At 34.7% G+C, this 26146-nt stretch carries 23 protein-coding genes; 6 read left to right on the top strand and 17 right to left on the bottom strand.

Translation table 11 applies throughout. The features are described from left to right. Positions 1-10 precede the first annotated feature (10 nt). Positions 11-724, bottom strand: a complete 714-nt coding sequence (locus IR022_RS02845) for a hypothetical protein (RefSeq protein ID WP_050710155.1) — start codon at positions 722-724, stop codon at positions 11-13. A gap of 293 nt (positions 725-1017) precedes the next feature. On the opposite strand from IR022_RS02845, the gene IR022_RS02840 reads away from it, so the two are divergent. Beyond that, positions 1018-1911, top strand: coding sequence for a DUF3078 domain-containing protein (locus IR022_RS02840; RefSeq protein ID WP_194202516.1), 894 nt, complete (start codon positions 1018-1020; stop codon positions 1909-1911). A gap of 163 nt (positions 1912-2074) precedes the next feature. Then, a complete protein-coding gene (locus tag IR022_RS02835; RefSeq protein ID WP_194202515.1) occupies positions 2075-3121 on the top strand; it encodes a glycosyltransferase family 2 protein in 1047 nt (348 codons plus the stop codon). On the opposite strand, the gene IR022_RS02830 is transcribed toward IR022_RS02835, so the two are convergent. Continuing rightward, a complete protein-coding gene (locus tag IR022_RS02830; RefSeq protein WP_194202514.1) occupies positions 3107-4054 on the bottom strand; it encodes a glucosaminidase domain-containing protein in 948 nt (315 codons plus the stop codon). The two genes, IR022_RS02835 and IR022_RS02830, sit on opposite strands and share 15 nt — an antisense overlap. Positions 4055-4109: 55 nt before the next feature. Between IR022_RS02830 and cdd the strand changes: the two genes are divergently transcribed. Further along, the gene (gene cdd, locus IR022_RS02825; protein WP_050710159.1) at positions 4110-4592 is read left to right on the top strand and encodes a cytidine deaminase; all 483 of its coding nucleotides are present in this window, start codon (positions 4110-4112) and stop codon (positions 4590-4592) included. A 6-nt stretch (positions 4593-4598) separates the two neighbouring features. Here cdd and IR022_RS02820 read toward each other — a convergent pair whose 3' ends face one another. The 12 genes from IR022_RS02820 to IR022_RS02765 form a co-directional block, all read right to left on the bottom strand. Next, on the bottom strand, positions 4599-5294 hold the full coding sequence (locus IR022_RS02820) for a M48 family metallopeptidase (protein ID WP_194202513.1): 696 nt from the start codon (positions 5292-5294) through the stop codon (positions 4599-4601). Positions 5295-5456: 162 nt separating this feature from the next. After that, positions 5457-6209 (bottom strand): uroporphyrinogen-III synthase, encoded by a 753-nt coding sequence (locus tag IR022_RS02815; RefSeq protein ID WP_050710172.1) that lies wholly within the window; start codon positions 6207-6209, stop codon positions 5457-5459. Then, positions 6206-7090, bottom strand: coding sequence for a DUF4271 domain-containing protein (locus tag IR022_RS02810; RefSeq protein ID WP_050710161.1), 885 nt, complete (start codon positions 7088-7090; stop codon positions 6206-6208). Before IR022_RS02810 ends, IR022_RS02815 begins: the two co-directional genes overlap by 4 nt. Before the next feature lie 182 nt (positions 7091-7272). After that, a complete protein-coding gene (gene metK / locus IR022_RS02805) occupies positions 7273-8541 on the bottom strand; it encodes a methionine adenosyltransferase (RefSeq protein ID WP_050710162.1) in 1269 nt (422 codons plus the stop codon). Between the two features lie 216 nt (positions 8542-8757). Next, complete coding sequence (locus IR022_RS02800) at positions 8758-10389, bottom strand: tetratricopeptide repeat protein (protein ID WP_194202512.1); 1632 nt, start codon at positions 10387-10389, stop codon at positions 8758-8760. Between the two features lie 63 nt (positions 10390-10452). After that, positions 10453-11400, bottom strand: coding sequence for a PstS family phosphate ABC transporter substrate-binding protein (locus IR022_RS02795; RefSeq protein WP_050710164.1), 948 nt, complete (start codon positions 11398-11400; stop codon positions 10453-10455). Between the two features lie 39 nt (positions 11401-11439). Further along, positions 11440-11673: a hypothetical protein gene (locus IR022_RS02790; RefSeq protein WP_194202511.1), complete on the bottom strand. Its 234-nt coding sequence runs from the start codon at positions 11671-11673 to the stop codon at positions 11440-11442. A gap of 105 nt (positions 11674-11778) precedes the next feature. Continuing rightward, complete coding sequence (locus tag IR022_RS02785; protein ID WP_050710166.1) at positions 11779-12612, bottom strand: energy transducer TonB; 834 nt, start codon at positions 12610-12612, stop codon at positions 11779-11781. Positions 12613-12635: 23 nt separating this feature from the next. Beyond that, positions 12636-13289, bottom strand: a complete 654-nt coding sequence (locus tag IR022_RS02780) for an ExbD/TolR family protein (RefSeq protein ID WP_373419310.1) — start codon at positions 13287-13289, stop codon at positions 12636-12638. Between the two features lie 29 nt (positions 13290-13318). Then, positions 13319-13936 (bottom strand): ExbD/TolR family protein, encoded by a 618-nt coding sequence (locus tag IR022_RS02775; protein ID WP_050710168.1) that lies wholly within the window; start codon positions 13934-13936, stop codon positions 13319-13321. Between the two features lie 75 nt (positions 13937-14011). After that, positions 14012-14818 carry a MotA/TolQ/ExbB proton channel family protein gene (locus IR022_RS02770; protein ID WP_050710169.1) on the bottom strand — a complete coding sequence of 269 codons (807 nt, stop codon included), beginning with the start codon at positions 14816-14818 and terminating at the stop codon, positions 14012-14014. Between the two features lie 509 nt (positions 14819-15327). Next, positions 15328-16713, bottom strand: a complete 1386-nt coding sequence (locus tag IR022_RS02765) for an aspartate kinase (RefSeq protein WP_194202510.1) — start codon at positions 16711-16713, stop codon at positions 15328-15330. Between the two features lie 265 nt (positions 16714-16978). On the opposite strand from IR022_RS02765, the gene IR022_RS02760 reads away from it, so the two are divergent. Beyond that, positions 16979-19417, top strand: coding sequence for a DUF5686 and carboxypeptidase regulatory-like domain-containing protein (locus IR022_RS02760; RefSeq protein ID WP_194202509.1), 2439 nt, complete (start codon positions 16979-16981; stop codon positions 19415-19417). Between the two features lie 46 nt (positions 19418-19463). Further along, positions 19464-20369, top strand: a complete 906-nt coding sequence (menA, locus tag IR022_RS02755) for a 1,4-dihydroxy-2-naphthoate octaprenyltransferase (protein WP_194202508.1) — start codon at positions 19464-19466, stop codon at positions 20367-20369. A gap of 33 nt (positions 20370-20402) precedes the next feature. On the opposite strand, the gene xpt is transcribed toward menA, so the two are convergent. Together xpt and IR022_RS02745 are read right to left on the bottom strand one after the other, a co-directional pair. Beyond that, complete coding sequence (gene xpt, locus IR022_RS02750; protein WP_194202507.1) at positions 20403-20972, bottom strand: xanthine phosphoribosyltransferase; 570 nt, start codon at positions 20970-20972, stop codon at positions 20403-20405. Positions 20973-21081: 109 nt separating this feature from the next. After that, positions 21082-22446: a nucleobase:cation symporter-2 family protein gene (locus IR022_RS02745; RefSeq protein WP_050709324.1), complete on the bottom strand. Its 1365-nt coding sequence runs from the start codon at positions 22444-22446 to the stop codon at positions 21082-21084. A gap of 188 nt (positions 22447-22634) precedes the next feature. Between IR022_RS02745 and IR022_RS02740 the strand changes: the two genes are divergently transcribed. Next, positions 22635-24170 carry a TlpA family protein disulfide reductase gene (locus IR022_RS02740; RefSeq protein ID WP_194202506.1) on the top strand — a complete coding sequence of 512 codons (1536 nt, stop codon included), beginning with the start codon at positions 22635-22637 and terminating at the stop codon, positions 24168-24170. A gap of 98 nt (positions 24171-24268) precedes the next feature. Here the strand turns inward: IR022_RS02740 and IR022_RS02735 are convergent, their stop codons facing one another. Beyond that, positions 24269-26098, bottom strand: a complete 1830-nt coding sequence (locus IR022_RS02735) for an SLC13 family permease (RefSeq protein WP_050709326.1) — start codon at positions 26096-26098, stop codon at positions 24269-24271. Positions 26099-26146 lie beyond the last annotated feature (48 nt).

The raw sequence follows: 26146 nt of genomic DNA, 5'->3' as shown, positions 1-26146 counted from the left end.
TTATATTTATTTACTTCTTCTTTCTTATTTGTTGTACCATGAGATTATTAAGACCCGAGTCGTCAATCTCAATAATATTTCGATTAAAATTCCTTCGACTTATTTCTATCTCTCGAGAATCTCCAGTACCTAATACCAATTGATTCAATTTATCTACATCTTCAAATTCACTTCTAGGTATAGTTTGTTCAAACTCGGTAAGAACCAAAGAGTCTTCTTTTATTTCCTTTACCTCAAATACTCTTGCCGGATCATAATAATCTTTATTACAAAGAATAAAATCTCCCGGTTGAATGTTTTCTAGCCACACCTGTTTAGCCTCTATACCATACGCTTTCGCAAAATTTTCCTTTGCATCCTTCACCACCCTATTATGATCTACAACAGTATCGATAATAGCATAAGACATTATTCCTGTGAAAAGAACCAGTAACAAGATAATAAAACCGAATCTTTTCAAGAAAGAAAGCTTAAACTCTTTCTCCTTACTTGCCGCCAAATCACTAATTGATGAGCTTAGGTATTTTTTAGCTATCTTTTTTTCACAACCTTTACAAACAACACTGGCTTTCACCATTCTTGTATTTCCAAGCAAAACGGAGACCTTAGTTTCTACGGTATTTAATAACCATTTATCAGAACCACATTTAGAACAAGAAAAGGTAGCATCTAACTCTACCTGATCTAACAATGTTCTCTCATAAGAAATAAAAATTACGCTCATCGTTATTAAACAGTTCTTAATTCACCTACTATTTTCAACATATCAATTAGTGCCTGCAAATATAATGAATTATGTCCTATCAAGAGAATTTTCAACATTTTATAGCAATGCTATGTCTAAATCTGTTAATAAGTTTAAATGAACAAAAATATCTTATATAGTGTTAATCGAATAATGTCTTGAAAATAGCAAGGAATAAATAGAAAACCTGTGTATTCGTCCTATCTTTGCCGCAAAATATGACTAACACAAAGAATGTAACTAATTTTATTACTAATTAAAGCGAAGTAATTATGAAAAGATTATTTTTAGCCGCCTCTTTGGCTCTTTCGGTACTAGGACTGTCTGCACAAGATGCAACACAAGAAACAGACAGCACAAATATATCACCATGGAAACACAATGGTATTGCATCTCTAAACTTTTCTCAAACATCTTTATCTAACTGGTCTGCCGGAGGAGATAATGCCGTAGCCGGTAATGCTGTTTTTAATGGTAATTTACAATACCGAAAGGGCGACTGGTTGTGGAACAACCTCTTGATTTTAGAATATGGTCTTACCAGAACAAAAGCGGGAGGCTCTCAAAAAGCAACCGATAAGATAGACTTTACAACACAACTCGGATATAGCACCGATAATAAATGGTTCTACACTGTTATGGCCGATTTTAAGACTCAGTTTAGTAAAGGCTATAACTATCCAAACAAAGATGAGTATATATCTAAATTTATGGCTCCTGCATATTCTAATGTTTCGGTAGGTCTTGAATTAAGACCTAAGGATTCATATTACACACTATACTTCTCTCCTACTGCCGGAAAATTCACGTTTGTGAATGATGACTTTCTTTCTGACAGAGGATTTTTTGGAGTAACTCCCGGAGATAAATTCAGAGCTGAATTTGGTACCTTTTTACGTGGAACATATCAAAAAGAAATTATGCAAAATGTGAAATTGATGACCGATGCGAATTTCTTTACTGCTTACGACGATAGTTTCGGTAATATAGACATCGATTGGAATGTATTGATAAATATGAAAATCAATAAATACCTCAATGCAAATGTCAATACCAGTTTGAAATATGATGACGATATAAAAGCTATCAGTGAAGACAGAACAAAAAGAGGACCCAGAGTTCAATTCAAAGAAATCATAGGTATTGGTATCGGATATAACTTCTAAAAAGTAATATATTATTTCAATAAAAGTCAAGACTCTTGCAGTTTGCAGAGCCTTGACTTTATTTTTCATTCTAAAATTTTAGTTTTTCACTAAAAAAGACGATATACAATGCAACATTCCAAGCATTAATCAATCTTAGATAATATTATATCACAAATTAAACATGCTTGAAACCAATATTAAAATATCAGTTATAATACCAGTATATAATGTTGAAAATTATTTACATGAGTGTATTGATAGCGTATTAAACCAAGACTATACAAACCTCGAAGTTATATTAATCAATGATGGCAGTACCGATACTTCAGGTCCAATTTGCAATAATTATGCACTAAAAGATCAACGTGTAAAGGTTTTACATCAAGAAAACCAAGGGGTAGCTGCTGCTAGGAATCTCGGGCTAAAATATGCAACAGGAGATTATATAAGTTTTATTGATTCAGATGACTGGATAGATCAAGGGATGTACTCAGATATAGTTAGCAAAATTAAACAATCAATAAACACTATTGATGTTTTCTATATGCCTTATCCTGAAAAAAAAGATATTGATAAAACTATATATAATGAGTTCGAAATAAAGAGTCAGTTATTACCTCTTTTTTTAGGTACACATCGCATAAGCTTAGGTCAGATGGCCAGTGTATGGTCATTATGCATTCGCCGAGAAATTATAAAAGATATATCATTCTACAATATTTCAGTAGTAGAAGACAAACCTTTTTTCATTGAAACATTAGCCAAGGCAAACAACTTAGTAGTACTAACTCAAAAATATTATAATTACAGAGTTAACACAGCTTCTTTAATTCGAAATTATCACAAAGAATACATACATAGTGTAACTGTAGTTCATAAGATTATTCCTAAAATATTAGAAAAATATGCTAAAGGATATCCTGAGTTAATCACTCTAAATAATAATACTATTGTAAGTTTCTATTATCACTCAATAAAAAATGAACTTCGCAATAAAAATTTAAATAACGATCTCAGTGATGCTAGAAACAACATACAACAATATTACACAAATAATAACATGCAAAACCTACTCACCTGGAAACGTACTCTGAGGGTTTCCATGAGAAATCCTAAATGGCTATTAATCAAACTAGGATATACAAATTCAGTAATAAAAATACTCTGGAATAGAAACAAAAAAGCACTTAAGCAACAGCCTAATTTACAATACTCACCTCAATCTTAAGATATCACCTTCCACAGGTACATATTCGAAGTCTCTTTTATTCATCTTATAGAGATTGCTTACTTTTACGCCATATAATTGAGAGATGCTATACATAGATTCTCCCACTTGAACAACATGTTCGTAGTAGGGCTTATCAGCTTTTTTCTTCTTTTTCTGGAAATAAATCAAATCCCCTTCTTGAATAGGGAAGTTTTCAGGTACTTCATTGTATTCACAAAGATCTTTCACCTTAAAGCCAAATTCATTGGCAATAGAAGCATAAGTATCATCCCTCTGAGCAACTACATATACCAAGCCATGAGTTTTATAAGGCGTATGCCTTACACCTGATGATGAAACGGGTGTGATAATCTGAATCTCTTCTCGCTCAGCATCACGTTTACCTCCTTTTTTATCGAATCTGTATAACTCATAATCCTCAATCAGCTTGATTAACTTGTTAGCATAAGCCTTATCAGTAGCATAACCCGCCTTTTGTAAGCCTCTCGCCCACCCTCTGTAATCTGTTATACCTAATGAAAATAAATCGCTATATCGCTGTTTCTCGCTCAAAAATCGAGAGTGATCGTCAAACGAATCTTCAGCTTTCTTATATTTTCTAAAACAATCGTTAGGCGTATCATCCGCTGCTATTACCGATTCGCCTTTCCATCCATTATGACATTTTATTCCAAAATGATTATTTGATCTAACTGTCAGAGAACTTCTCCCTGCACCAGACTCTAATAATCCCTGAGCAAGAGTAATACTTGCAGGTATTTTATATTTCTTCATATGGCTTATCGCCAAATCTTTATATTTATCAATATAATCATCATAAAATGTATTTCGCTTTCTTTCAGCACCCATAATAGCATATGGAAACAGCATCAATACCATTCCTAATACCAATAATCTCAAAATACCTTTTCTTTCAAATATGTATGTCATCTCTATTTTTTTATATCTTTGACTGTTATCTACAAACAATAAACAGTAATAATTGATGGAAAGTTTAGAATTGCTTACAAAAATAAGAGTTTATAGCCTAATAGAATGCTCAAATGAGAAGAAAGATTTGATAGAAAAAGCTAAAAATTCTACAAATTCAGCATATGCACCCTATTCAGGGTTTCATGTCGGAGCAGCAGTATTGCTCGAAGACGGCACTATTGTAACAGGAAACAATCAAGAAAATGCAGCCTATCCCTCAGGAATATGTGCCGAACGCACTGCTCTTTTTTATGCGAATGCACACTATCCAAATCTGGCTGTCAAAGCAATAGCCATCGCTGCCCAGACTAAAGGAAGCTTCACTAAAGATATTTGCGCTCCTTGTGGCTCGTGTCGCCAAGTACTTGTTGAAGTTGAAAACAGATATGATACTCCCATCCAAATTATCATGTATGGAGAAAAACATATTTATGAGGTAGATTCTATAAGAGATTTGTTACCTTTTTGTTTCGGAAAAGATTCACTGAACGGGTAACACATTTTACCAATGCACTTGTGATTTATTCAATTCAAGAGTCAGTTGCTTTGCTTTCCCATTAGTTACACTATCCAATAGTTGCCAGAATCTTTCTCCATGATTCATTTCTATTGTGTGACACAGCTCGTGCAACATTACAAAATCGATAAGATATTCGGGCAATACGCAACAAAAATAAGAAAGATTGATAGCTTTTTTAGAGGAGCAGCTTCCCCATCGGGATCTGCTCTTATTTATTTTAAGATCGGTATAAGTAAAATTATATTGTTTCGCCAAAGTAGTTAGTTTTGCAGGAAAAATACGCTTAGCTTCGTGTCTCATCGCTTTTTCGATACAATTACGAATAACATCCTGCACCCCCGAATCATTATAATCCGTATTTTCAGGACATACTATATACAATGTATCATCCTTAAGAGTCATATAATGTTTTTTAATCTTTCTCTCTTCTATACTTAGCGAAAAACTAAAAGTCTGAAATGAAGAATCTGCAGAAAATTTAATAACAGGTTTTTCGGGTAGTACTTCGAGGCGAGGTTTCATTTTCTGAAAAATTTCCGAAATTTGCTTCATAGAAAATCTATCAGGCACCGTCAATTGAATATAACCCGATTTACGACGAGCAATCACACTTTTTGCCCGAACATTTCTTATTATAGCAATTTTCCCTAAATCTTTGTCAATAAATTCTTCACTCATTTTCAATACCAATAAATAATATAAAATATTGCCCCTATATGTTCATCCATAAAAAGTATAGATATACTAGCCAAAGCAATAGAAAGGGTTGAGACTTTATTAAAAGAAGCTTGATTTTTTATAATAAAAAATCAAGCTCTTCACATTATATATAAGTAAAACTTATTTCTTCTTATGATTCTCTTTTATAAAAGCCTCCAAAGCTGCTGTCATAGAAGTAACACCAGGTAAAGGAGCTTCGCAATCGAGTCGTAAATTAGCATCACGCACACCTTTTGCCGTTGTTGCACCAAAACTACCAATAGCTATTTCACCTTGTTCAAATTCAGGATAATTCTTGAATAAAGACAATACCCCTAAAGGACTGAAGAATACAAGCATATCATACTGTTTAATTTCCTCAGGTGTAAACTCGGTACTTACAGTACGATACATTACTGCTTTGGTATAAGAAATTTTCTTATCATCCAAAACATTCGTCATGTCATCATTGTGCATATCTGATACTGGTACCAGAAAAGTTTCCTTGCTATGTTTCACCAATGAAGGAGCCAAACCATCCATCTTTCCCGTAGTACTAAAGAATATCTTACGTTTACGATATACGATATACTTTTGTAAGTAAAGTGCTACCGACTCCGAAATACAAAAATATTTCATCGTTTCCGGCATTACTATCCTCATTTCTTCACATAACGAGAAGAAATGATCTATCGCCACTTTCGCTGTAAAGACTATAGCCGTATAATCTTGAATATTAATACGCTGCTGTCTAAACTCTTTTGCATCAAGACCTTCTACTTTTATAAAAGGTTTAAAATCAATTACTACATTATATTTCTCTGCAATATCGAAATAAGGAGACTTTTCAGTTGCCGGTTTCGGTTGGGAGATCAGCACTCTTTTTATTTTCAAAGCCATAATAAACCAATTAGATCAACTTTATACAAATAAATCAATACCTGATACAATATTATATAAGGTATAATTTCCACGCCACAAAGGTAGGCAATCAAAAAGAAAAAATTAACATTCCCTTGTAAAAAAAAAGTTATAACTCGATAAAAAAGTATTAACTGCGAGATAATGAACAGCCCAAGGAAGAATATTAGCAAATAATGGTGGTAATTTTGAGAATATACCATCATCAATGTAGGTATGAAAGCAATAATACCAGCCATAGATAAGACTATCGTACAACTTCTCAACCATATTCTAAGCTGCTCGCGTATATCAAACAAATAGCCCAAAGCTCTGTAAAATAAATATTTCAAGAGTAGGAAGACCAAAATAGCCACCATAAACAAAATAATTGTATAGAAGCTATGCTGCGGGACTTTATACTCATCCGACTCCAAAAATATATCAAAGATTACAATAGCACTGAGTAATATAGTTTGGAAAATCAGAATAAAATTAAACCAAAATTCTGTTACAGTAGTTTCACTGAATAAGTTTAAACTCTCTCTCGTTGAAAAAAGCAGACGAATATTCTCCTTAAAGAATGTAAAGCCACCTTTAAAAATACGTGTAAAAAAGAGAAAACAAAGTACCAGCAATGCCAGAACTCCATCGTCCTGCTCTAAAGTAAATATTTTTGTAACACCTTCATGCCCTCCCTCCGCTTGAGCTTTAGTAGTAACAACACCATAACGAGCTTCAAGTTTATCTTTTGTAAAGAATAGGCTAGTATCTTTTTCAAATGCAAACAACGAATTATAAACCGCCTGATCTTTATTAGATTCGGCAATTTGTACGCTGTCTATCACATAATATGTTGTTACCTCGGGATTCAAACGTTATGTAAAATTAAATTCGCCACAAAGATAGTTATAACAATGCATCCTTGAGATAAAATCATCAAGGATGCACCACTTTTTTTATTTATTAAGGTCTAAAACCTATTTATAGATTTTATAAGTATAGAAGTTTCAGCTTTTTCACTGAAAAATTATACTATCAAAATCTTATATCTCTATTACAGATTAAACGCTTTTTTAATTACGTCAACCGAATCAAGTTTCTCCCAAGTAAATAATTCAACCTTTATTTCTTTTGGCTCAGGATTATATCTTGACTTAAATACCTTAGTCACAACCTGAGGCTCGCGTCCCATATGACCATAAGCCGCAGTTTCTGAATAAATAGGGTTTCTAAGCTTCAAGCGATCTTCTATAGCTTTAGGGCGCATATCAAATAGTTGTTCTACAACCTTCGCTATCTCACCATCCGAAAGCTTCACATTAGCCTTTCCGTAAGTATTCACATAAATATTCATAGGTTTAGCAACTCCAATAGCATACGAAACCTGTACCAAAACTTCGGAAGCAACACCTGCTGCAACCAAATTTTTAGCAATGTGACGACTTGCATAAGCAGCCGAACGGTCTACCTTAGAAGGGTCTTTTCCAGAGAAAGCACCACCACCATGAGCACCTTTACCACCATAAGTATCAACGATAATTTTACGACCTGTTAACCCAGTATCTCCATGAGGACCACCAATCACAAATTTACCAGTAGGGTTAACATGATAAGTGATGTTACCATCGAACAGATTGATAATGTCTTCGCGGAATTTATACTTTTCTTTAACTCTAGGAATCAATATATTTATCACATCCTTACGAATCAAATCCTGCATTTCTTGGTCACTACCAAAATCGTCATGTTGAGTTGATATTACAATCGTATCTATACGCAAAGGAGTACCATTATCATCATACTCAATAGTAACCTGAGATTTTGCATCGGGACGAAGGTATGGCATCAAAGCTAACTCATTCTTGCGAATAGCAGCCAATTCAAGCAACAACGCATGAGATAAGTCTAAAGCTAAAGGCATATAATTATCGGTCTCATTGGTTGCATAACCAAACATCATACCTTGATCGCCTGCACCTTGATCCATAGGATCGGCTTTCTTATCGACTCCCCTATTTATATCATCCGATTGCTCATGTATGGCAGATAATACACCACACGATTTAGCTTCGAACTGGTATTCGCTCTTTGTATACCCAATACGCTCGATAACATTACGAGCAACTTCGGGCACATCTATATATGCTTGTGATTTAACTTCTCCGGCTAATACAACCTGACCAGTTGTTACCAAAGTTTCGCACGCTACTTTAGAATTTGGATCGTAAGCCAAAAATTCGTCTAACAATGCATCCGAAATTTGGTCTGCTACTTTATCGGGATGTCCCTCAGAAACGGACTCCGATGTAAATAAATAACTCATATCTCTTAAGTTTTATTTTGATTAAAATAAAAGAGGAGCAAAATGTAGTGTTGCAGAAAAAAATGAAGAATAATTTATTTTAGCATTTTTTCTTGTGGTTGCAATCGTACAAATCTATCCACCGTAAACTGATACAAAGGTATCTTTATTTTTGGAAACAAAAAAGATTGATACAAAATTATGTATCAATCTTTTATATATTAAGATAAATAAATCTTATTTAATAGCATCAAGTAATTGAGGAGCTACTGTATTAGCTGGATCTAACTCCAACATTTTTTCGCTATACAATTTCACTTGCTCTTTATCACTAGCACTTTTCGATTTATCGAATAGTAAATAGTAATAATAGCTTAGGTACTGATAAGCTTCAAGTAATTCAGTAGGGTTACTACCATCGCCTTTTCCTACTATAATAGAAGCAACTTGCTCATAATATGGTTTAGCTAAACCTTCTGTAGTCTCAGGATCTAATAATGCATTTGTACGTGCTCTCCAGAAATATCCTAAATAGCTATCAGGAATTCTTTCAGTGACAGTAGCAAAAGCTTTATCTGCGTTAAGCAAAGATTCTTTAGCTAGTGCAGCCACAGCAGGATCAGCATCCTTTATAGTACTACTTCCAAATAGGTAAGAATATCTTCCTAAAGTGAAGAAATCTGTAGCTTCTAAAGTTGCAGGATCTGCTTTCTCAATATATTGTTGGTAATATTTTGCAGCATCAGCGTACTGTCCAGCATCAGCACAAGCAATAGCTATATCTTTATAAACTGCCGATTTAGAAGGATCTAATTTAATAGCAGCATCGTATTGAAGCAAAGCTTTATCTAGCTGATCGTTCTTGCTCAACAATTCACCATAAGTCATATAATCTTGAACTATATACTCACTAGTACCTTTATCTAAAGAGAAAAATTTCTCAGCAGCAACCAATCCATTCGCATAGTCTTTAGATTGAAGGTAGCTATACATTAAAAGACGATTTAGTACAAAATTGTTAGGCTCTTTAGAGATACCTTCATTAATCAATTTCTTAGCCTCTTCATATTGTTTTGTAAAATACAATGCGCCAGCATAACGAGTTAGGTCTGCAACATCATACGATCCGTGTGCAAAATATTTTTTATATGCCTCAATCGCGTCATTAAAACGACCTGTATGAGAATATATACTTCCTAAATATTTATAAGCTAAAGTATAATCTGGATTGATCTCAATAGCTTTCTGCAACATTTCTACAGCTAAAGTAGGATTTACACTTTCGTAAACTTGCGCTGTTTTAATATAAGCCACAGCAGAAGTAGGATCGAAAGTATATGCCTGAGCATAGCTACCAGCAGCCTCTCCTACATTTGTTTTAGCTTTCAAATCTCCTTCTAGGATATAAATAGCAGGAGCTTTTTTATCAGCCTTTCTTGCATCAGCCAATTTTGAATCGCCTTTTTCTTTCATATTATTGTCATAATATGCACGAGCAATTGCAACAAGTACTGCTACATCTTTTTTATCCTTTTTCAAAGCAATAGAAAACTGATCTTCTGCTTCTTTAGGATTGGTCTTCAATAAAATTTTACCTAGACCAACATTATTAAGAACGAAGTCTGGTGATGCAGCCAATCCTTTTTCAAAATTAGCTTTAGCTTCAGCCATATTACCTTCGCTGTAAGACACTTCACCTAAGTAATAATAAGCTTCTGCCGGAGATTGACTTATTTGCTTTTCAAAAATTTCTCTTGCAACTTTTAGCTCTCCAGTATTTAAATAGTCTGCACCAATATTGCTTTGCGCAAAAATTGGAGAACTAAGTAATAAACCGAGGAAAGCTCCTAATAAATACTTTTTTTTCATCGTTAAATCTTATAATATAGTTTATTTACTTCTTTTAATTAAAGCCCATAGCATTCAATGCTATTAAAAGCTTTCTTTAACCGAGATCAATCTCATAGGTCTTGTTGCAGGTACTAAACCAGCTTTCAAGATAATTCTCTGTCCTCTATCATCTGCCACAAAACTGGTAAAACCAGCAGGCAATGTTTCTCTAAGATCTGATAGTATTACATACACATCACGTCTCAAAGGATATTCTCCTAGTGCCAAATAAGCAGCAAATGGCTGAAAACTATTCTGGATAGTAGGATTATCATTCTTACTAACTGACATTACTCTAATTTTATTAGTAAAACTCAAATTAGTAGTATCTCCCGGATTATTAATCCAGTTCACTCCTATTACCCCCATTGCATTAGGTGTTTTAGCAACGTAATCTAAAACGGCTCTGTTATTCTCTTGAGCTCTTAAAGTTTCCGCCAAAGGTTCGCCTCTGTTTATTGAATCTTTAATAAAACGAACTGTACTTGAATTCGGATTGTCAAATACAACCGAAATCTTATCATATTTAGATTGCGGATTGATAGATTTCCATGAATCAATCTCGCCTGTCATTATCTTTTTCAGTGCAGACACACTTATCAGTGAATCCGTATTTTCTTGGTTAATGATTAAAGCAATACCGTCTATTGCTATCTTTTGCGAACGAGCTTGCAATTTCTTATTCAACAAGCCTTGTCTTTCAGCATCAGTAAGATCGCGTGCTGCAATGATTAGTCTGACACTATCTTTTAAAAGTAAATTTATTACTTCTACTTCGTTTGCAAAAACAGGAATGATTGACGCCTCATCGTTCAAAGCTTCAAATACATCTATCTGTTCTTGAATTATGGGAGCAAAGCAATCATCTACAGCGATCTCGGCTACTCCACTTGTGGGAGTATCAGTTCGTGTAATTTTGATTTGCCCGCTATTACACGCTGAGAAAATTGTTATTAATAACAACATACAAAATAAACCAACTTTTCTCATAAATTATAATAATTAAATAAAAACTTCGCTAACTAAAAACTACTTTCTTTCCTTTAACAAGCGATACCCTCTAAACAAAGCATATACAGTAACCCCTACTCCTAATACGATACGAGGTATCACAAAGTCATCATGAGGATCGTTTCCTCTATAATTGTAAGGTAAAAGCATGGGGGTAAAAGCTATCAAATAGGCTATACCCAGATATATCACAAACATGATAATATTCCAAATCAGCTTAAATGTAACACCATTTTTTTTCTCTTCTTTCATTCGCTTATATTTTAAAAAAGAGAAGTGAATCCATATAAAATATCATCAACTTCTCTCTTTTACATTATGATTTATGTAACTTCTTATATGAAGCCATACATACTCTTATTTTTGCAGTTTAAACAATACAGGTAGCGTGTAATAAACTGGCACATTACGTCCATTTTGTTTACCAGGTACCCATTTAGGCATTGTTTTTACTACTCTTACCGCTTCTTTATCACAAGAAGGATCAAGAGATCTTACAACTTGTACATCAGATACGTTACCATCTTTTCCAACTACGAAACGAATTACAACACGTCCTTCAATTCCATTTTCTGCTGCAATAGTTGGGTATTTGATACCTCCATTAATGAATTTCATTAATTCAACATCTCCACCTGGGAATTGAGGCATTTGCTCTACGCTGACGAAAGGTTTTTCAGGTTCCTTATCTTCAACAATCACTTTATGCTCTTTCAATTCTGCAATATCTACAGCGTTTTTGTCATTGGTTCCTTCTACAGTTGCAATAGAGATTTGAATATCTTTCTTCTCGTTTAACTCCTCGATAGATTTCATTTCTTTATCTTCATTCACTTTACTATCTTCTGTAATAACAGGAGGTGTAAACTGGATAGTCGCCTTCAAAGGGGGGGGAGGTGGTGCGGTTTCCTGACGTATAATGTTTTCTTCCGGAACCTGTTCCTCTACATTGGCTATATTCGATAATTCGAAAGAGTCATCTATTCCAGCAATCTGTTGATTAGCTTTCACAGCGTCAAGGAAAGCAGGTAGTGCAGCTACTACTCCTACAAAAACAAGTACTACAATAAATGCAACAACGTGTCTTTTTGAAGAAGAGCTACGTAACTCGTACGCTCCATAACTTTTATTTTTGCCTTCGAATACTATATCACGCCATTCAGAGGAATTTAAATTAATATCTTTTCCCATTTTTATGTTATTAAATATGTGATTTATTTTCCTCCAGTCTGAGCTGATAATGCGCCTTTGGACTCAAAATTCTGTACTAAGAAATTATCTCCATCAGCCATTTCTACAATAGCATATTTTCCAATACTACAGATTTGCATTTCATCAAGCACGTCTACTAAATTTTTATACGAAGCCCCGTTTGTTGGTTTTATTACAACTACCTGACCATCTTTCGCATTTTTTATTTCACTAGATTGCTCTTTGAATTCTTCTTCTGTAATTTTCTTCTTTGCTCTATCAATCCTTAGTTCTCTTATCTTAGCCACAGCATCAGAGTTGCGTTGCAACAATAATGCTCTAAAACCTTCAGGAGAATAATCTGTTACTTTTAGAGTATTAAAATCGTTATAATCAGGTTCACCTTCATAGTAATAAATTTTATCTTTCTCTCCAAGTATCACAGTAATTGCTTTAGAAGCTTTTACCTGATTTTTATCTTCTTCTGTAAGATCCTTATCTTTTGTTGGCATTACGATGTCCATCGTCTGAGGCTTACTCAAAGTTGTACAGAACATAAAGAAAGTAATCAAAAGCATGTTCATATCAACCATCGGTGTAAAGTCTACACGTAGATTGATTTTCTGGGGCTGGCCTTTTTTTTGTTCACCGCCACCGGTATCAGCACTTGCCATAATCTTTCTGTTTTAATATTAAAGTTTTACAATTAAACTCCTGCAGGCATTGTCTTAAGAGTTGTTATCAAACTATATCTGTTCTTTTTTAAGTCTTGCAACGTAGACATTACATTCTTCACCAAAGAATAAGGAGTGCTTTGATCTGCTTTGATAGCAATAGATAAATTTTCATTTACTTCTGTTGCAGTAGTAACCCAAACAGCCAATTGGTTGTTAGGACTGATAATAGTATCAGTTGGGATACCAAACTTCTTCATCAATTCGTCTTGCTCATCCATAGGAAGATCAAGGAATGCTTGCAAACGACCTATAGGCATACCTATGTGAGTCTGATTTACAAAAGAAGTAATTTGCTTTGGAGTAAATGTAAGATTATACTGTTTACCAATACTTTCTAGCACTTTTCTTTTATCATCGGCTTTGTCTAAATTCATAAAAACCTGTCCTTGTGGGTCAATCAAAATAGTCATGACATCATATTCAGGAATTTTCACTTCAGATACCGAAGCAGGTGTTTGCACCTGAATTGGCTCTTTAGGGATGAAGTTAGCAGTAAGCATGAAGAATGTCAACAAGAGAACAGTCACATCACTCATCGCCGTCATGTCGATGAACGTATCCTGTTTTTTTACTTTTACTTTACTCATTTCTTCTTGTTTTTCTTACTTAATAGAGTGGAACTTTTATTTGATTCCACAATCATTCATCATAAAAAATGATAATTATTTTCCGTGCTTAGAAGTATAAGTTTGGCCAATAGCAAAACCTACTTCATTTACTGCATCTGTAACATCTTTAACTTTTCCTTGGAAATAGTTATAGAAAATAATAGCAACCGCACCTGTACCGATACCCATCGCTGTGTTCATAAGAGCCTCAGAGATACCAACCGCTAGAGCTGTTGAATCTGGTGCACCTTCGTTACCCATAGCCTGGAACGATTTGATCATACCAAGTACCGTACCTAATAGTCCGAATAATGTACCTAGTGTTGAAATAGTAGCGATTACTGATAAGTTTTGCTCCAAATATGGAAGTTCAAGAGTTGTAGCATCTTCAATTTCTTTTTGAATAACTTGAGCTTTCTCATCATTATTCATGTCAGTATAAGTTTCTACGTCTCTGTATCTAACTAAACCTGCTTTTAGGATATTAGCTACTGAACCTTTTTGTGCATCACACAATTTTTCAGCACCAGTAATATCACCAGCTTCTAATTTAGCTTTAGCTTCTGCTACGAATTGAGGTACACTACCTTTTCCGCTAGCTCTGTTTAATGCGAAAAATCTTTCAACAGATAAGCTTAATGCTGTTAAAAGAAGAGTAATAACGATAGGAATTACATAACCTCCTTGGTATAGAGTTGCAAATACGTTACCTGGGTGTGGATGTCCTTTTTCATCAAATCCAGAAGGATTTCCGCAGACAAAAAAGAAAAAGCAGAAAGCAACGATAGCACAACCAACGATCACCAATCCTGCCGATACTCCTTTAGATCTAGATTTTGTTTTTTGTGGTTTAGTTTCCATAATAGTAATAAATAAATTGTTTAAATTAATTAGTAATATTCAAATATTTAATTTTCGTAATATAAAATATCCATTTTCTCAATTTGTATCCAGAATCGTTTTCTTTAATAGAAGCGTTCTAAGTACAAATATATAAATTGATTCAATGATAGCAATCATTTACCTTAAAAAACGGTGTATAATTGCCATTTTTATTCAAAACACAGAAAAAGCATAACCAATATTCTTTTTGGTTAACTAAGGTGCACTCAAACTATGCTTTTAGTAGCTTATTAAGAGAAGTGATCTGATTAAAACGGCATTTCGGACCCAACACAATTGTCAGCTTATACATCAAGGCTCTCTTTGGTATCAAATTCTTATTTCTACGACTCAATTATACTTTTGCAAAAGTAACAGTTATATTCTTTTATACAAGAAAGCTCAATAATTTCTTTCTAAAATTAACTAAACTTAATTCTATCTTAATTTTATCTTAATCAAAAAGCATGCTTTATAACATGTTTTCGTTATTTATGAAAGCATAAAGCTTCATTCAGTGCTATAACTGCATCATTATATCGTTCGCGACGAATAACAAACTGCATGTTTACCTGACGCAGCGATTGCCCGAAGCTTTCAATGTTTATATTTTGCTCATACAGAGCTTTAGAGGCTTTATATAAGAAGCCAGGCATTGCTATATTTGTACCCATGACACAAATAATGGCAACAGACTCGGTGCGTACTTGATAAAAGCTCTGTCTCAAGTCTAAAATCAACTCTTTTGACTTGGCATTTTCCCATACAACCATAGTTATAGAGTTGGCATTGGTCGATTTAAGAATATAACTCACGCCAAATTTCGCAAAATGAGTCATAATACGTAAGTCAAAGCCAACCTCGCCCACCATCATAGGGTCATGTATTTCCACCGCAATAACCTTAGTAGTTCCCGATACAATCTCCACTTTAGCGTCAGGAGATACATATTCGCGAGTAATAAGGGTTCCGGGATGATTCGGTTCAAAAGTATTTTTGATTCTTATATTTATACCAGCCAATTCCAGAGGTTTAGCTGCTTTTGGATGTATTGCCTCCATACCAATATCTGCCAATTGATCGGCAATTACATAATTGGTATGTCCCACAGGTACTGCTTTATCAACACCTACGATACCTGGATCGGCACTCGACAAGTGATATTCTTTATGGATAATAGCCTCATCTGCTTTTACCTGTACTGCTATTTTACTAAAAGTAACTTCTGTATATCCTCTATCAAAAGCCCTCATAATACCCTCGGTTCCTTTAGTATAGCCCGTAGCAATACACAATACCTTATCAAACTCTATTCCATCGAAAGCTTTTGCAATACGTTCGTCAATAGTCAAAGGAAGGGAATCATTAAAACCACAGAGATCTACAAAACGTGCAGTAATACCATTGTTGTTCAATATGTTTACCGAGTTCCACGCAGAATGAGCTTCACCTATCGAAGCTAAAATTTCGCGGGCAGCTAAGCATATATCTTCGGTATTTACATATCCCGAGGCTAATACTTTACTCAAACTATATAGCATCACTTTTGCCTGCTTGATACGATACTCAATAAACTCTTTTGCTTCAGCCTGATTTAGACCTATTTCCGCAAAAGCTTTATTGATATGTACTAATCGTTGGCAAAGACCATCAAGACCAATGCTATAATCTTCATTTCTAAGAAATTGAACATATACACCGGGATCTCCGGTCTTTTTGTGTTCCAACAACCAGTTGGTCACATTGTTATATGCAGAAACAACAAATATTCGATTATAATAGTCATCCGGAGTACGTTCTCCTTTGATAATATTAGTCAAAACATCCTGAAACTGAGACATTGAAGTGCCTCCAATCTTTTCGACAGTGAGCATTTTAGTTTTTTAAAATATTTTTCAATTAAGTAATTTCAACTATTTACTGCTTTTCATTTGAGTAACAAACTACATTAATACGTACCCAAGCAATAAAGGTCTAAGACCATAATGATACAAAAATAACAATAAATAATAAGTTGGAATACTATCTGTCAATTAATTTGCTGTATTTGATTACAAACGATTTCGAGATATAAAATTTCATTATATATTTGCTTAAAAGAGACAGACTAAAGTCTTTGTTAATTAACAGCTATTCGGAATGTACAAATTACACCTTATCCTTCTCTCTATATTATTATCACAAACTCTATTCTCTCAGAATTTTACGGGGAAAATAACAGATAAAAAACAACAGCCATTATACGGCAGCAATATCTTCATAAAGGAGATAAACCAAGGTCTTATATGCGATGAGAAAGGCGAGTTTCAAACAACTCTCTCCAATGGAACATACAATATCACCTTCCGTTGCCTCGGCTATAAACCCGTTTTGCGGACAATAGAAGTAAAGAACAATCCGATTGACCTCCACATTATTATGGAAGAGGATGCCTACGAATTGAAAGAAGTTACTATAACCAACACCGAAGATCCTGCCTATGTAATCATCCGAAAAGCAATAGCAGAAGCACCACGCCATCTCAGTGCAGCAAACAAATACACTGCCGATGTGTATATAAAAGCCAACATGGAGCTTTTCACAGTATCGAAACTTATTGACAAACTGGCTTCGGAAGATGGTTTGAAAATCTCAGACTTTAAAAACAATGTGTTTTTGCAAGAATCTTTTAATGAACTTCAATTCGTAGCTCCCGAAAAGTATACACAGACAGTAAAAGCATTTTCGAGTACTATTCCTGATAATTTCGACCCGAAAGAATCTTTCAGAATAATGAATGCTTCTATATATTCCCCATTACTCAATCAAAATATATCACCCCTCAACAAAGATGCTTTCAAATATTACAGATATAAATACGAAGGCTTTAATGAGGAAAATGGGATGACCATAAATAAAATAAAGTTTGAAGCTAAATACAAAAACCCCCAACTAATTGATGGTTACCTATATATAGCAGATGATACATGGCACGTTCAATATGCAGAACTTTCTCACGATATATTCGGTATGAAACAAGATTTTGTAATCTCATACGAAGAAGTTTCTCCTCAGGTATATCTGCCCATATCTTACTCACTAACGGGGAAGTTTGATATCTTAGGTACAAGTGGTACGATGAATTATTTCTCATCGTTGAAATATACAGATATTGAGGTCAACAAAGAGATAGTCAAACAACTATCGAAGAAAAAAACAACTAAACGAAATTTCGAAATAAAAAGAGACACTCTTTATACTACCATCACCGATAGTATGGCTACCAAAAGAGATTTATCGTACTGGGACAAAATCAGAACAATCGCTCTTGACAGCACCGAAATTCGTAGTTATCAGAAAAAAGATTCTATACAACAATATGTAGACTCTTTGAAGAAAGAATACCACTCTCCCACTTTCAAACCGTTTGATATTGTAATGGGAGGACGCGTAGGCAGTGATACTGCACGTATTAATTTCGAATATGGTGGACTGATCCGTGCTTTTCGTGAATATAACTTTGTTGATGGCGCATGGCTCGGACAAAGGGCTAAAATGAATATACGATTCAACGAGAATAGAAAGCTTACAATATCGCCTTATGCATATTATACTACCGGACGAAAAGAGATTCTTTATGGCAGTGATCTGGCATTTACTTATGCCCCTCTAAAACTCGGAAAACTGAATATTTCGGCAGCATCTATTTCGGAAGATTTCAACCCCAATGGTATCTCACGCCTCGATAATACCGTTAGTTCTGCTCTATTTAGAAAGAGTGATAGTTATTTTTATCAGGAAGATTTCGTCAATACTCAAAACAGTATCGATTTAGCTAATGGCTTACAACTGACAACAGGTTTTGAAATTGCAAAACGGTCAGGTCTCTCTAATCATAGCGATTGGGGTATTTGGGGTAATAAAGACAAAATCAAACCAAACTTATATCCAGACGATCGTTTCGATGCTGTTTCTTATTCCGTTAAGCTCACCTATTCTCCATACGCATACTACTCTATATATAAAGGGCGAAAAGTGTATCGGAAAATTACCTCACCTACATTCACAGTCGAATATAATGAAGGATTTTCATCGTGGCTCAAAAACAATTCAAGATATAGAAAGCTACAAGGAAGTATCTCCCAGAAAATAAAAATAAGCTATTTCAATGATATCGATTATTTGGTAGAAGGGGGAAGCTTCTTAGGAAGTACCAGTAGAACTCACTTTGCAGATTATCAACATTTCAATACATCAAGAAAATACTCATTGACCGATTTTCCGTTTGACACCTATACTCTACTCGGTAATTACGAAGCATCAACCAATCGTTATTGGATTAGATCGCAATTCAATTATCAAAGTCAATATTTATTATTGAAGCGATTATCTTTTCTGCAATCGCTTCCTATGACCGAAAACTTACATTTCAAGAACTTATATACCCCTGATCTCAATCTGTATACCGAAATTGGATATTCGGTAGACTTAATTAATCTTGTTAATGTAGGAGCTTTCACCTCTTTCCGCAAAGGAAATTATGATGCCTTTGGTATACGGTTATCGTTTAACCTAAAAGCAATTCTTGATAAGGAATAGAGAATATCTTCGGGTTTAAATTTTTATCTTTGCAAAAACAAAGAATATGGCTTCCTTAAAACATTGGATTTCGGCACTACGTCCCCGAACTTTATTTCTTGCCGTTGCCTCCACCATTTGTGCAAATGGCATGGCTTATAGTAGCGGGCACTTTAGTATTAATATATGCGTACTTACGATATTGACAGCAACACTTCTTCAACTACTTTCCAATCTAGCCAATGATCTGGGAGATTTTCAACATGGAACAGATATAACAGGGCAACGAGTAGGTCCTACCCGCACTGTACAAAGTGGAGCTATTACTCCTCATCAAATGAAGGTTGCCATTGGCATAGCCATTTTAGCTTCTATGCTCGTAGGTACAGCATTGATATACGAAGCATCACAATTTATCAATATCATATATATTATACTACTCCTTCTTCTAGGAATAGCATCTATATGGGCAGCAATAAAATATACTGCCGGAAAGAATCCATACGGATATAAAGGGTTTGGTGATATTTTCTCGTTTGTGTTCTTTGGTCCTGTAGCCGTTGTGGGAACATACTTTCTACACTTACACCAAATGACATTTCAGCCTTGGTTACCTGCTATTGGTTTGGGAATGTTTACAGCCGCAGTACTTAACGTCAATAATATGCGAGACATGGAAAACGATCGCAATTCAGGAAAGATGACTTTAGCCATTCATTTAGGACTGAAAGGTGCAAAGTTATACCATACTTTCCTCTCCCTCGGTGGAATACTTTGCTTTATAGCATATAGTATAATATATAGTACCAATTGCTATCAATACTTATATATGGTATTCTTTATACCCTTCCTTATTATTCTTCGAAACATATACAAAAACACTGATAATCGACTGCTTGATCCTTACTTGAAGTTTACTTCTCTATCAGCTTTCATTCTATCTGTCGCTTTTGCAGTTTGTATTAATTTGTAAAATACAGGAAATTAAATAGACTTAAATATAAGCCTATTCTTCAAATTCTATTCTATTATTTCCTAAGCTCTTGATGCGCACCAACGATTCAACATGAATATGCTGCTCACGAAGACGCTTACCTCCATCTTGAAAACTTTTCTCGATAATAAAGCCCATACCTGCTAATGTAGCACCAGCTTTTTCGACAAGATCTTTTACACCAATAGCTGCGTGACCATTTGCTAAGAAGTCGTCTATAAATACAACCGTATCATCTGGAGTTAGAAAATCGCTGCTTACACAAACATCATAAGTAATATCCTTAGTAAACGAATACACCTGAGAAGTTATCATTCTATCCATTGTCTTAGGTTTTGCTTTCTTTACAAAAACTACAGGTAATTCGAGCAGATAACCCAACATTATAGCAGGAGCAATACCACTTGCTTCAATAGTAACAATTTTATTGATAGGAAGATTTCCAAAACGACGTACAAATTCTACTCCTATCGATTTCATCAATATCGGATCCATTTGATGGTTAATAAAGCTATCTACCTTTAATATTCCTCCATCAAAGCTTTTTCCGTCTTTTAGTATTCTGTCTTTTAATAATTTCATGGTCTTCCCTCTTTATATTTAAGTAACTGAAAGTATCTAATTATGCATCTTAAAATTATAACAAACTAAAGCCGTTATACTTGCCAAAGTATTCATAAGGTCTGAGACCTTATTCTTTTATTCTGATAACAATGTTTGCTATAATAGCAACTAATCCTCCCGTAGTGATTCCCGAAGAGAATATACCTTTCACCCAATCGGGCATTTGTATTAAAATATCAGGAGCTAGCTCTACTCCTAAACCGCAAGCAAAACTAACAGCTAATACTAATATTGCTTTTCGGTCTATATCTTGTGATGCAATGATACGTACCCCCGAAGCGGCAACTGTACCAAACATCAACAATGTAGCTCCACCAAGAACAGGCTCGGGCATTAAAGAGAAAAGTCCTCCAATAAAAGGAAAAGCACTCAATAAAATTAAAAAACCTGCTATATAATAACCAACATATCGGCTAGCAACACCTGTAAGTTGAATAAGTCCGTTATTTTGAGCAAAAATCGAATTAGGAAACGAATTGAAGACACCCGCAACAACTGAATTAAAACCATCAGCCATAACACCTCCTTGAACACGTTTCACAAATTTCTCACCTTTAATCGGTTCTCCACCAATCATCGAATTGGCTGTAATATCTCCCATCGCTTCAATAGAAGTAATAAAGTATATAAGAGCTACTGCTATAAAGGCTGACAGATCAAACCCTAATCCGTATTTAAATGGAGTAGGTATATTAATCATGCCAAGAGTTCCCAGTTGCGAAAAATCAATCAGTCCCATGAAATAAGAAACAACATAGCCTAATAGAAGTCCTAACACAATGGAACACATACGTACATATTTATTTCTAAAGCTATTAAAGATCAAGATAGATACCAAGACCATACCTGCAAGACCTAAATTTTGGTAGCTTCCAAAAGTACCATTCTCAATAGCTCCAAAGCCACCACCACATGCAGTAATACCAACTTTGATAAGGCTAAGCCCTATCATCGTAACGACAATACCCGAAACAAGTGGAGTTATTATTTTTTGAGTATATTTTAATATTCTACTTACAACCATTTCCACTGGAGCACCTGCAATACACACTCCAAATATAACAGGAAGTGCTGCAATACCCATACCATGAAAACTAGCAGTTAACGCCCCAATAAAAGAAAAGCTTGTCCCTTGTACACAGAGCAAGCCACAACCCAAAGGTCCTATACGTCTACATTGAATAAAGGTTGAAATACCAGAGGCTAAGAGAGCCATTGAAACCAGAAAACTCGTAGTCTCCTTATCCAGACCTAAGCTGGCGGCAATTATTAACGGAGGAGTCACTATCGCGACAAAAATGGCTAACAAATGCTGGAAAGCTATAAACACAGCCTCTTTGAAAGGCGGGCGATCTTCAATCTGATAAATCAGATCGGTTTTTTGGATAGGCAGAATCATTTCATCCAACCCTTCTTCGATAATTGCAGACATAGTTGATTTAAAAAATTTGCTAAAGATAATTAAAATATAATCTTTATCGTATACTTTTGGCGCTGTTAAACAATTATTGATCTATTATTTTTCAAGAGATAAACAGAAGACGCAATATTAAATTATTTTCTTACTTTTATACCTTAAGCAACAAAACAAATCTACTCAATGAACCAAAACAATATTATATGAGAAGTAATCTTTTTTTATTCAAGCAAATACTAATTATGGGAATTTGCATAGCCTTTTTATCTTGTACATCTACAAACAAAGACAAATTTCCTGAACCCAAGATAATGATGGGTACAGCTAAGGTTACAGGATCAATTACTAATCTACAACTAAAAGATGGCGACGAAAAACCCATTATACGACTACGTGTTCCAAACCCGGTAACAGGAGAACCCAGTATGTTAGAAACATACCTGAATAAAGATGGAAGTTTCAGTTTTGAAGTCCCAATGGAATCGAATTTTATGATTGGTATTATTAGTTCTGAAATACTCAGAACTGGTTTAATTATCGGTCTAGCTTCGCAAGAAGAGACAAAGCTTATAATAACAAAAAAGGATGATGAAAATATAGAAGTAAATATTTCAAGCAGAATTGAATTAACATCCAATGATGTCTTGAATTTCGGAGATACGATAAATCAAATGATGATGATGGAGAATCAAGATAGTTATTCATCTGATTATAAAATGTCACCAACCGATTTTGCCCGTATTACGATTCAAAATATGGAAAAAACATTGAATATTATATTGAATGATACTATTTTATCAAAAAGTGCCCAAAATTTTGGAATGAATGAATTCAAACTATTTTATCTTGCCTCATACCTTCTTGATTATGACTTCTATATATCCAAAACTCACAAAGACATTAAGACAACAGAAGATTCCAAAGAGTTTACTCCACAAAAATTAGAGAAATCTTATTTTACTTTTTTAAAAGACTTCAACCTCAATGATCCCCAGTATCTATATAATGGGAGCTATTCGAGAGTGCTAAAAAATATACTATTTAATGAGACATTAAACATACCTCTAATAAAAGACTCCCCCATAAATGAATGGTTAAAGCAAGTGAAAGCTACAATGACAGACTTAATCGGAGCAGACAGTGGTTTGTTTTATGACATGTTAGTTATCAATGCTTATATTGCACAGTTCGACAATGAAGTACAACCTTTGTCGGATAAACAAATTGAAAATATCAAAAGCTACTTTAAGAATGAAGAAATTACAAAAATACTGTTGAAAAAGAATGATGATATTATGAAAGTAGCTCAATACAACAGTAATCCGGTTGTTAAAGAAACACCAGCCGTCCCTCTAAAAGAATTGATGCCTGCTATTATCAACCAATATAAAGACAAAATTGTTTTAGTAGATTTCTGGACAACTTCGTGCGGACCTTGTTTGGAGGCGATGAAGGAATTCAGAGAAGCGAAAGATAGTTATAAGAATAAAGATATTGTATTCGTATATATAACCAATACATCCTCTCCTCTTAATTTATGGAAAGACAAGATTAAAGGAATAGGAGGCGAACATTATTACCTTACCAAAGGCGAATGGAAGTCTCTTCAGGATAGCTTTGATTTTATAGGAATACCAACTTATCAGCTTTATGATATTAATGGTAAATTAGAGAAGCAATTTTCGGGCTACCCGGGAACCAACGAAATGAAGACAATGATAGAGCAACTGTTACCTTAAGCAGAATACTCATTAAAGCATAAGAAAGGCTATTTATACTGTATAAATAGCCTTTCTTATTATATATAGTAAGGAATTATAAATGAATTCAGCTTACCTTAAAACGGGAATAACAATGGTAATGCTATAATCATAACAATACCCATAATTAGCTGCAAGGGTAAACCAACTCTGATATAATCCATAAATTTATATTTACCTGCTGACATAACCAATGCATTGGGAGCAGTAGAAAACGGCGATGCAAAACACATACTAGCTGCAACAGCTACGGCAAACATAAACGGATAAGGACTCACCCCCATATTTACAGCCGCCTGCATACCAATAGGTGCAAAAAGCAGAGCTGTTGCCGTATTACTAATAAACATGGTAAGCATAGAAGTTCCAAAGTAAATACCTGCCAATAGTGCATAAGGTCCATAAGGTCCTAAACCATCAACCAGAGTGCCCGATATAATACCTGCGGCTCCGGTTTGCTCAAAAGCAACTGCCATAGGCATCATACCCGCAATAAGAACCACACTTTCCCAATTTATATTTTTATAGGCTTCTTCCATATTACGAAGGCAGCCTGTAATAACCATCATTACAGCAGCAGTGAGAACTGCAATAACGGGAGCTACTATATTAGTAACCATAGCAATGACCATCAACACCATAATAATAGCCGCCACAGGAGCTTTATGATCGAGCGTTACTTTTGCAGCTTCTTCCAAAGGTTGACCTACAAGGACCAAATCTTCCTGACGATTACCTAAGCTTGCAATATCACCCCATGTACCTTGAATAAGAAGAGCATCACCCGAATGTAATTTCTCTTTCTGCAAATCGCTCATTTTATATTCATTATTGCGTTGAATACCTAGAATATTTACGTTAAACTCGTCGCGAAAGTGAGCATCTATAATAGTACGATTCACTAGTTTCGAATTGGGCATAATAAATACTTCGGCAATACCAATATCCTTAAAGTCGAAAATATCTTTTCCTGCACCTTCTTTCTCTACCAAAGTCAATTCTTTTTCTTCGATAAAACGATTCAAATTACTTTTTTTACCATAGCATACCAGTATGTCTCCTCTTTCGATGACCGTATTTGGACCTGCAACAACCTCATTCACGCTTTTATTGAATCGAGATGCGTTTACAATCTTCTCAACAGTTACAACACTTATATTATAAAGACTTGGTATGGAAAGTTCTCTTAAGCTCTTACCAATCATATCCGAATGTTCGGGAAGGCTTAAATGTGTAAGCTTATGCAGTTGATATTCATCTGCTAAATCATCCAGAGTTTTGCCTTTTCGTTTTTCATCACCATCTCTATCGTCTTTCGATAAAAAAAATTTGCTCAGAAAATACAAAACTATTATTCCTATCCCTAAACAGATCAAACCCACGGGCGTAAACGAAAAGAAGCTAAGAGCATCATATCCGTTTTTCTGTAATTCTTCGCTTATAATTAAGTTGGGAGGAGTAGCAATTAAAGTTAATATACCCATACTACTCGCAAAAGCCAATGGCATAAGAAATCGGCGTGGACTGATATTCGCACTCACTGCAATACTTACTACAATAGGCATCATCACCGCCACAGTTCCCGTATTACTAACAAAAGCTCCAATAGAAGCCGTTACCAGCATCACCAAAACGAATAACTTGCTCTCGCTATTGCCTGCCAGACGCAGTATCTTAGAACTGATAAGCTTTGCAAGCCCCGTGCGGAAGATTCCTCCTCCTACAATAAATAAGCCTACCATCATTAATACAATAGAACTAGAAAAGCCCGACAAAGCCTCCACAGGAGTTATTATATTAGTAAGTACCAACGCCAATAGTGCACACATTGCAACTAAGTCTGATCTTACTTTTCCACTCATAAAAAATGCTGACGATACAAAAAGTATAATCAGTGTGATATTCATCGGGGTAAAAATCTCATTCAATGTCATAATTAATACCTGTTTATGTTC

This window comes from Dysgonomonas sp. GY617, from assembly GCF_015233815.1.
Taxonomy (GTDB): Bacteria; Bacteroidota; Bacteroidia; order Bacteroidales; family Dysgonomonadaceae; genus Dysgonomonas_A.
This window is presented reverse-complemented; position numbering and strand designations above follow the sequence as displayed.

Bases quoted from the DNA above. Each gene is read 5' to 3' on its own strand.
- IR022_RS02845 (WP_050710155.1), bottom strand. From the start codon at position 724: ATGAGCGTAATTTTTATTTCTTATGAGAGAACATTGTTAGATCAGGTA.
- IR022_RS02840 (WP_194202516.1), top strand. From the start codon at position 1,018: ATGAAAAGATTATTTTTAGCCGCCTCTTTGGCTCTTTCGGTACTAGGA.
- IR022_RS02835 (WP_194202515.1), top strand. From the start codon at position 2,075: ATGCTTGAAACCAATATTAAAATATCAGTTATAATACCAGTATATAAT.
- IR022_RS02830 (WP_194202514.1), bottom strand. From the start codon at position 4,054: ATGACATACATATTTGAAAGAAAAGGTATTTTGAGATTATTGGTATTA.
- cdd (WP_050710159.1), top strand. From the start codon at position 4,110: ATGGAAAGTTTAGAATTGCTTACAAAAATAAGAGTTTATAGCCTAATA.
- IR022_RS02820 (WP_194202513.1), bottom strand. From the start codon at position 5,294: ATGAGTGAAGAATTTATTGACAAAGATTTAGGGAAAATTGCTATAATA.
- metK (WP_050710162.1), bottom strand. From the start codon at position 8,541: ATGAGTTATTTATTTACATCGGAGTCCGTTTCTGAGGGACATCCCGAT.
- IR022_RS02800 (WP_194202512.1), bottom strand. From the start codon at position 10,389: ATGAAAAAAAAGTATTTATTAGGAGCTTTCCTCGGTTTATTACTTAGT.
- IR022_RS02795 (WP_050710164.1), bottom strand. From the start codon at position 11,400: ATGAGAAAAGTTGGTTTATTTTGTATGTTGTTATTAATAACAATTTTC.
- IR022_RS02790 (WP_194202511.1), bottom strand. From the start codon at position 11,673: ATGAAAGAAGAGAAAAAAAATGGTGTTACATTTAAGCTGATTTGGAAT.
- IR022_RS02785 (WP_050710166.1), bottom strand. From the start codon at position 12,612: ATGGGAAAAGATATTAATTTAAATTCCTCTGAATGGCGTGATATAGTA.
- IR022_RS02775 (WP_050710168.1), bottom strand. From the start codon at position 13,936: ATGAGTAAAGTAAAAGTAAAAAAACAGGATACGTTCATCGACATGACG.
- IR022_RS02770 (WP_050710169.1), bottom strand. From the start codon at position 14,818: ATGGAAACTAAACCACAAAAAACAAAATCTAGATCTAAAGGAGTATCG.
- IR022_RS02765 (WP_194202510.1), bottom strand. From the start codon at position 16,713: ATGCTCACTGTCGAAAAGATTGGAGGCACTTCAATGTCTCAGTTTCAG.
- IR022_RS02760 (WP_194202509.1), top strand. From the start codon at position 16,979: ATGTACAAATTACACCTTATCCTTCTCTCTATATTATTATCACAAACT.
- menA (WP_194202508.1), top strand. From the start codon at position 19,464: ATGGCTTCCTTAAAACATTGGATTTCGGCACTACGTCCCCGAACTTTA.
- xpt (WP_194202507.1), bottom strand. From the start codon at position 20,972: ATGAAATTATTAAAAGACAGAATACTAAAAGACGGAAAAAGCTTTGAT.
- IR022_RS02745 (WP_050709324.1), bottom strand. From the start codon at position 22,446: ATGTCTGCAATTATCGAAGAAGGGTTGGATGAAATGATTCTGCCTATC.
- IR022_RS02740 (WP_194202506.1), top strand. From the start codon at position 22,635: ATGAGAAGTAATCTTTTTTTATTCAAGCAAATACTAATTATGGGAATT.
- IR022_RS02735 (WP_050709326.1), bottom strand. From the start codon at position 26,098: ATGAATATCACACTGATTATACTTTTTGTATCGTCAGCATTTTTTATG.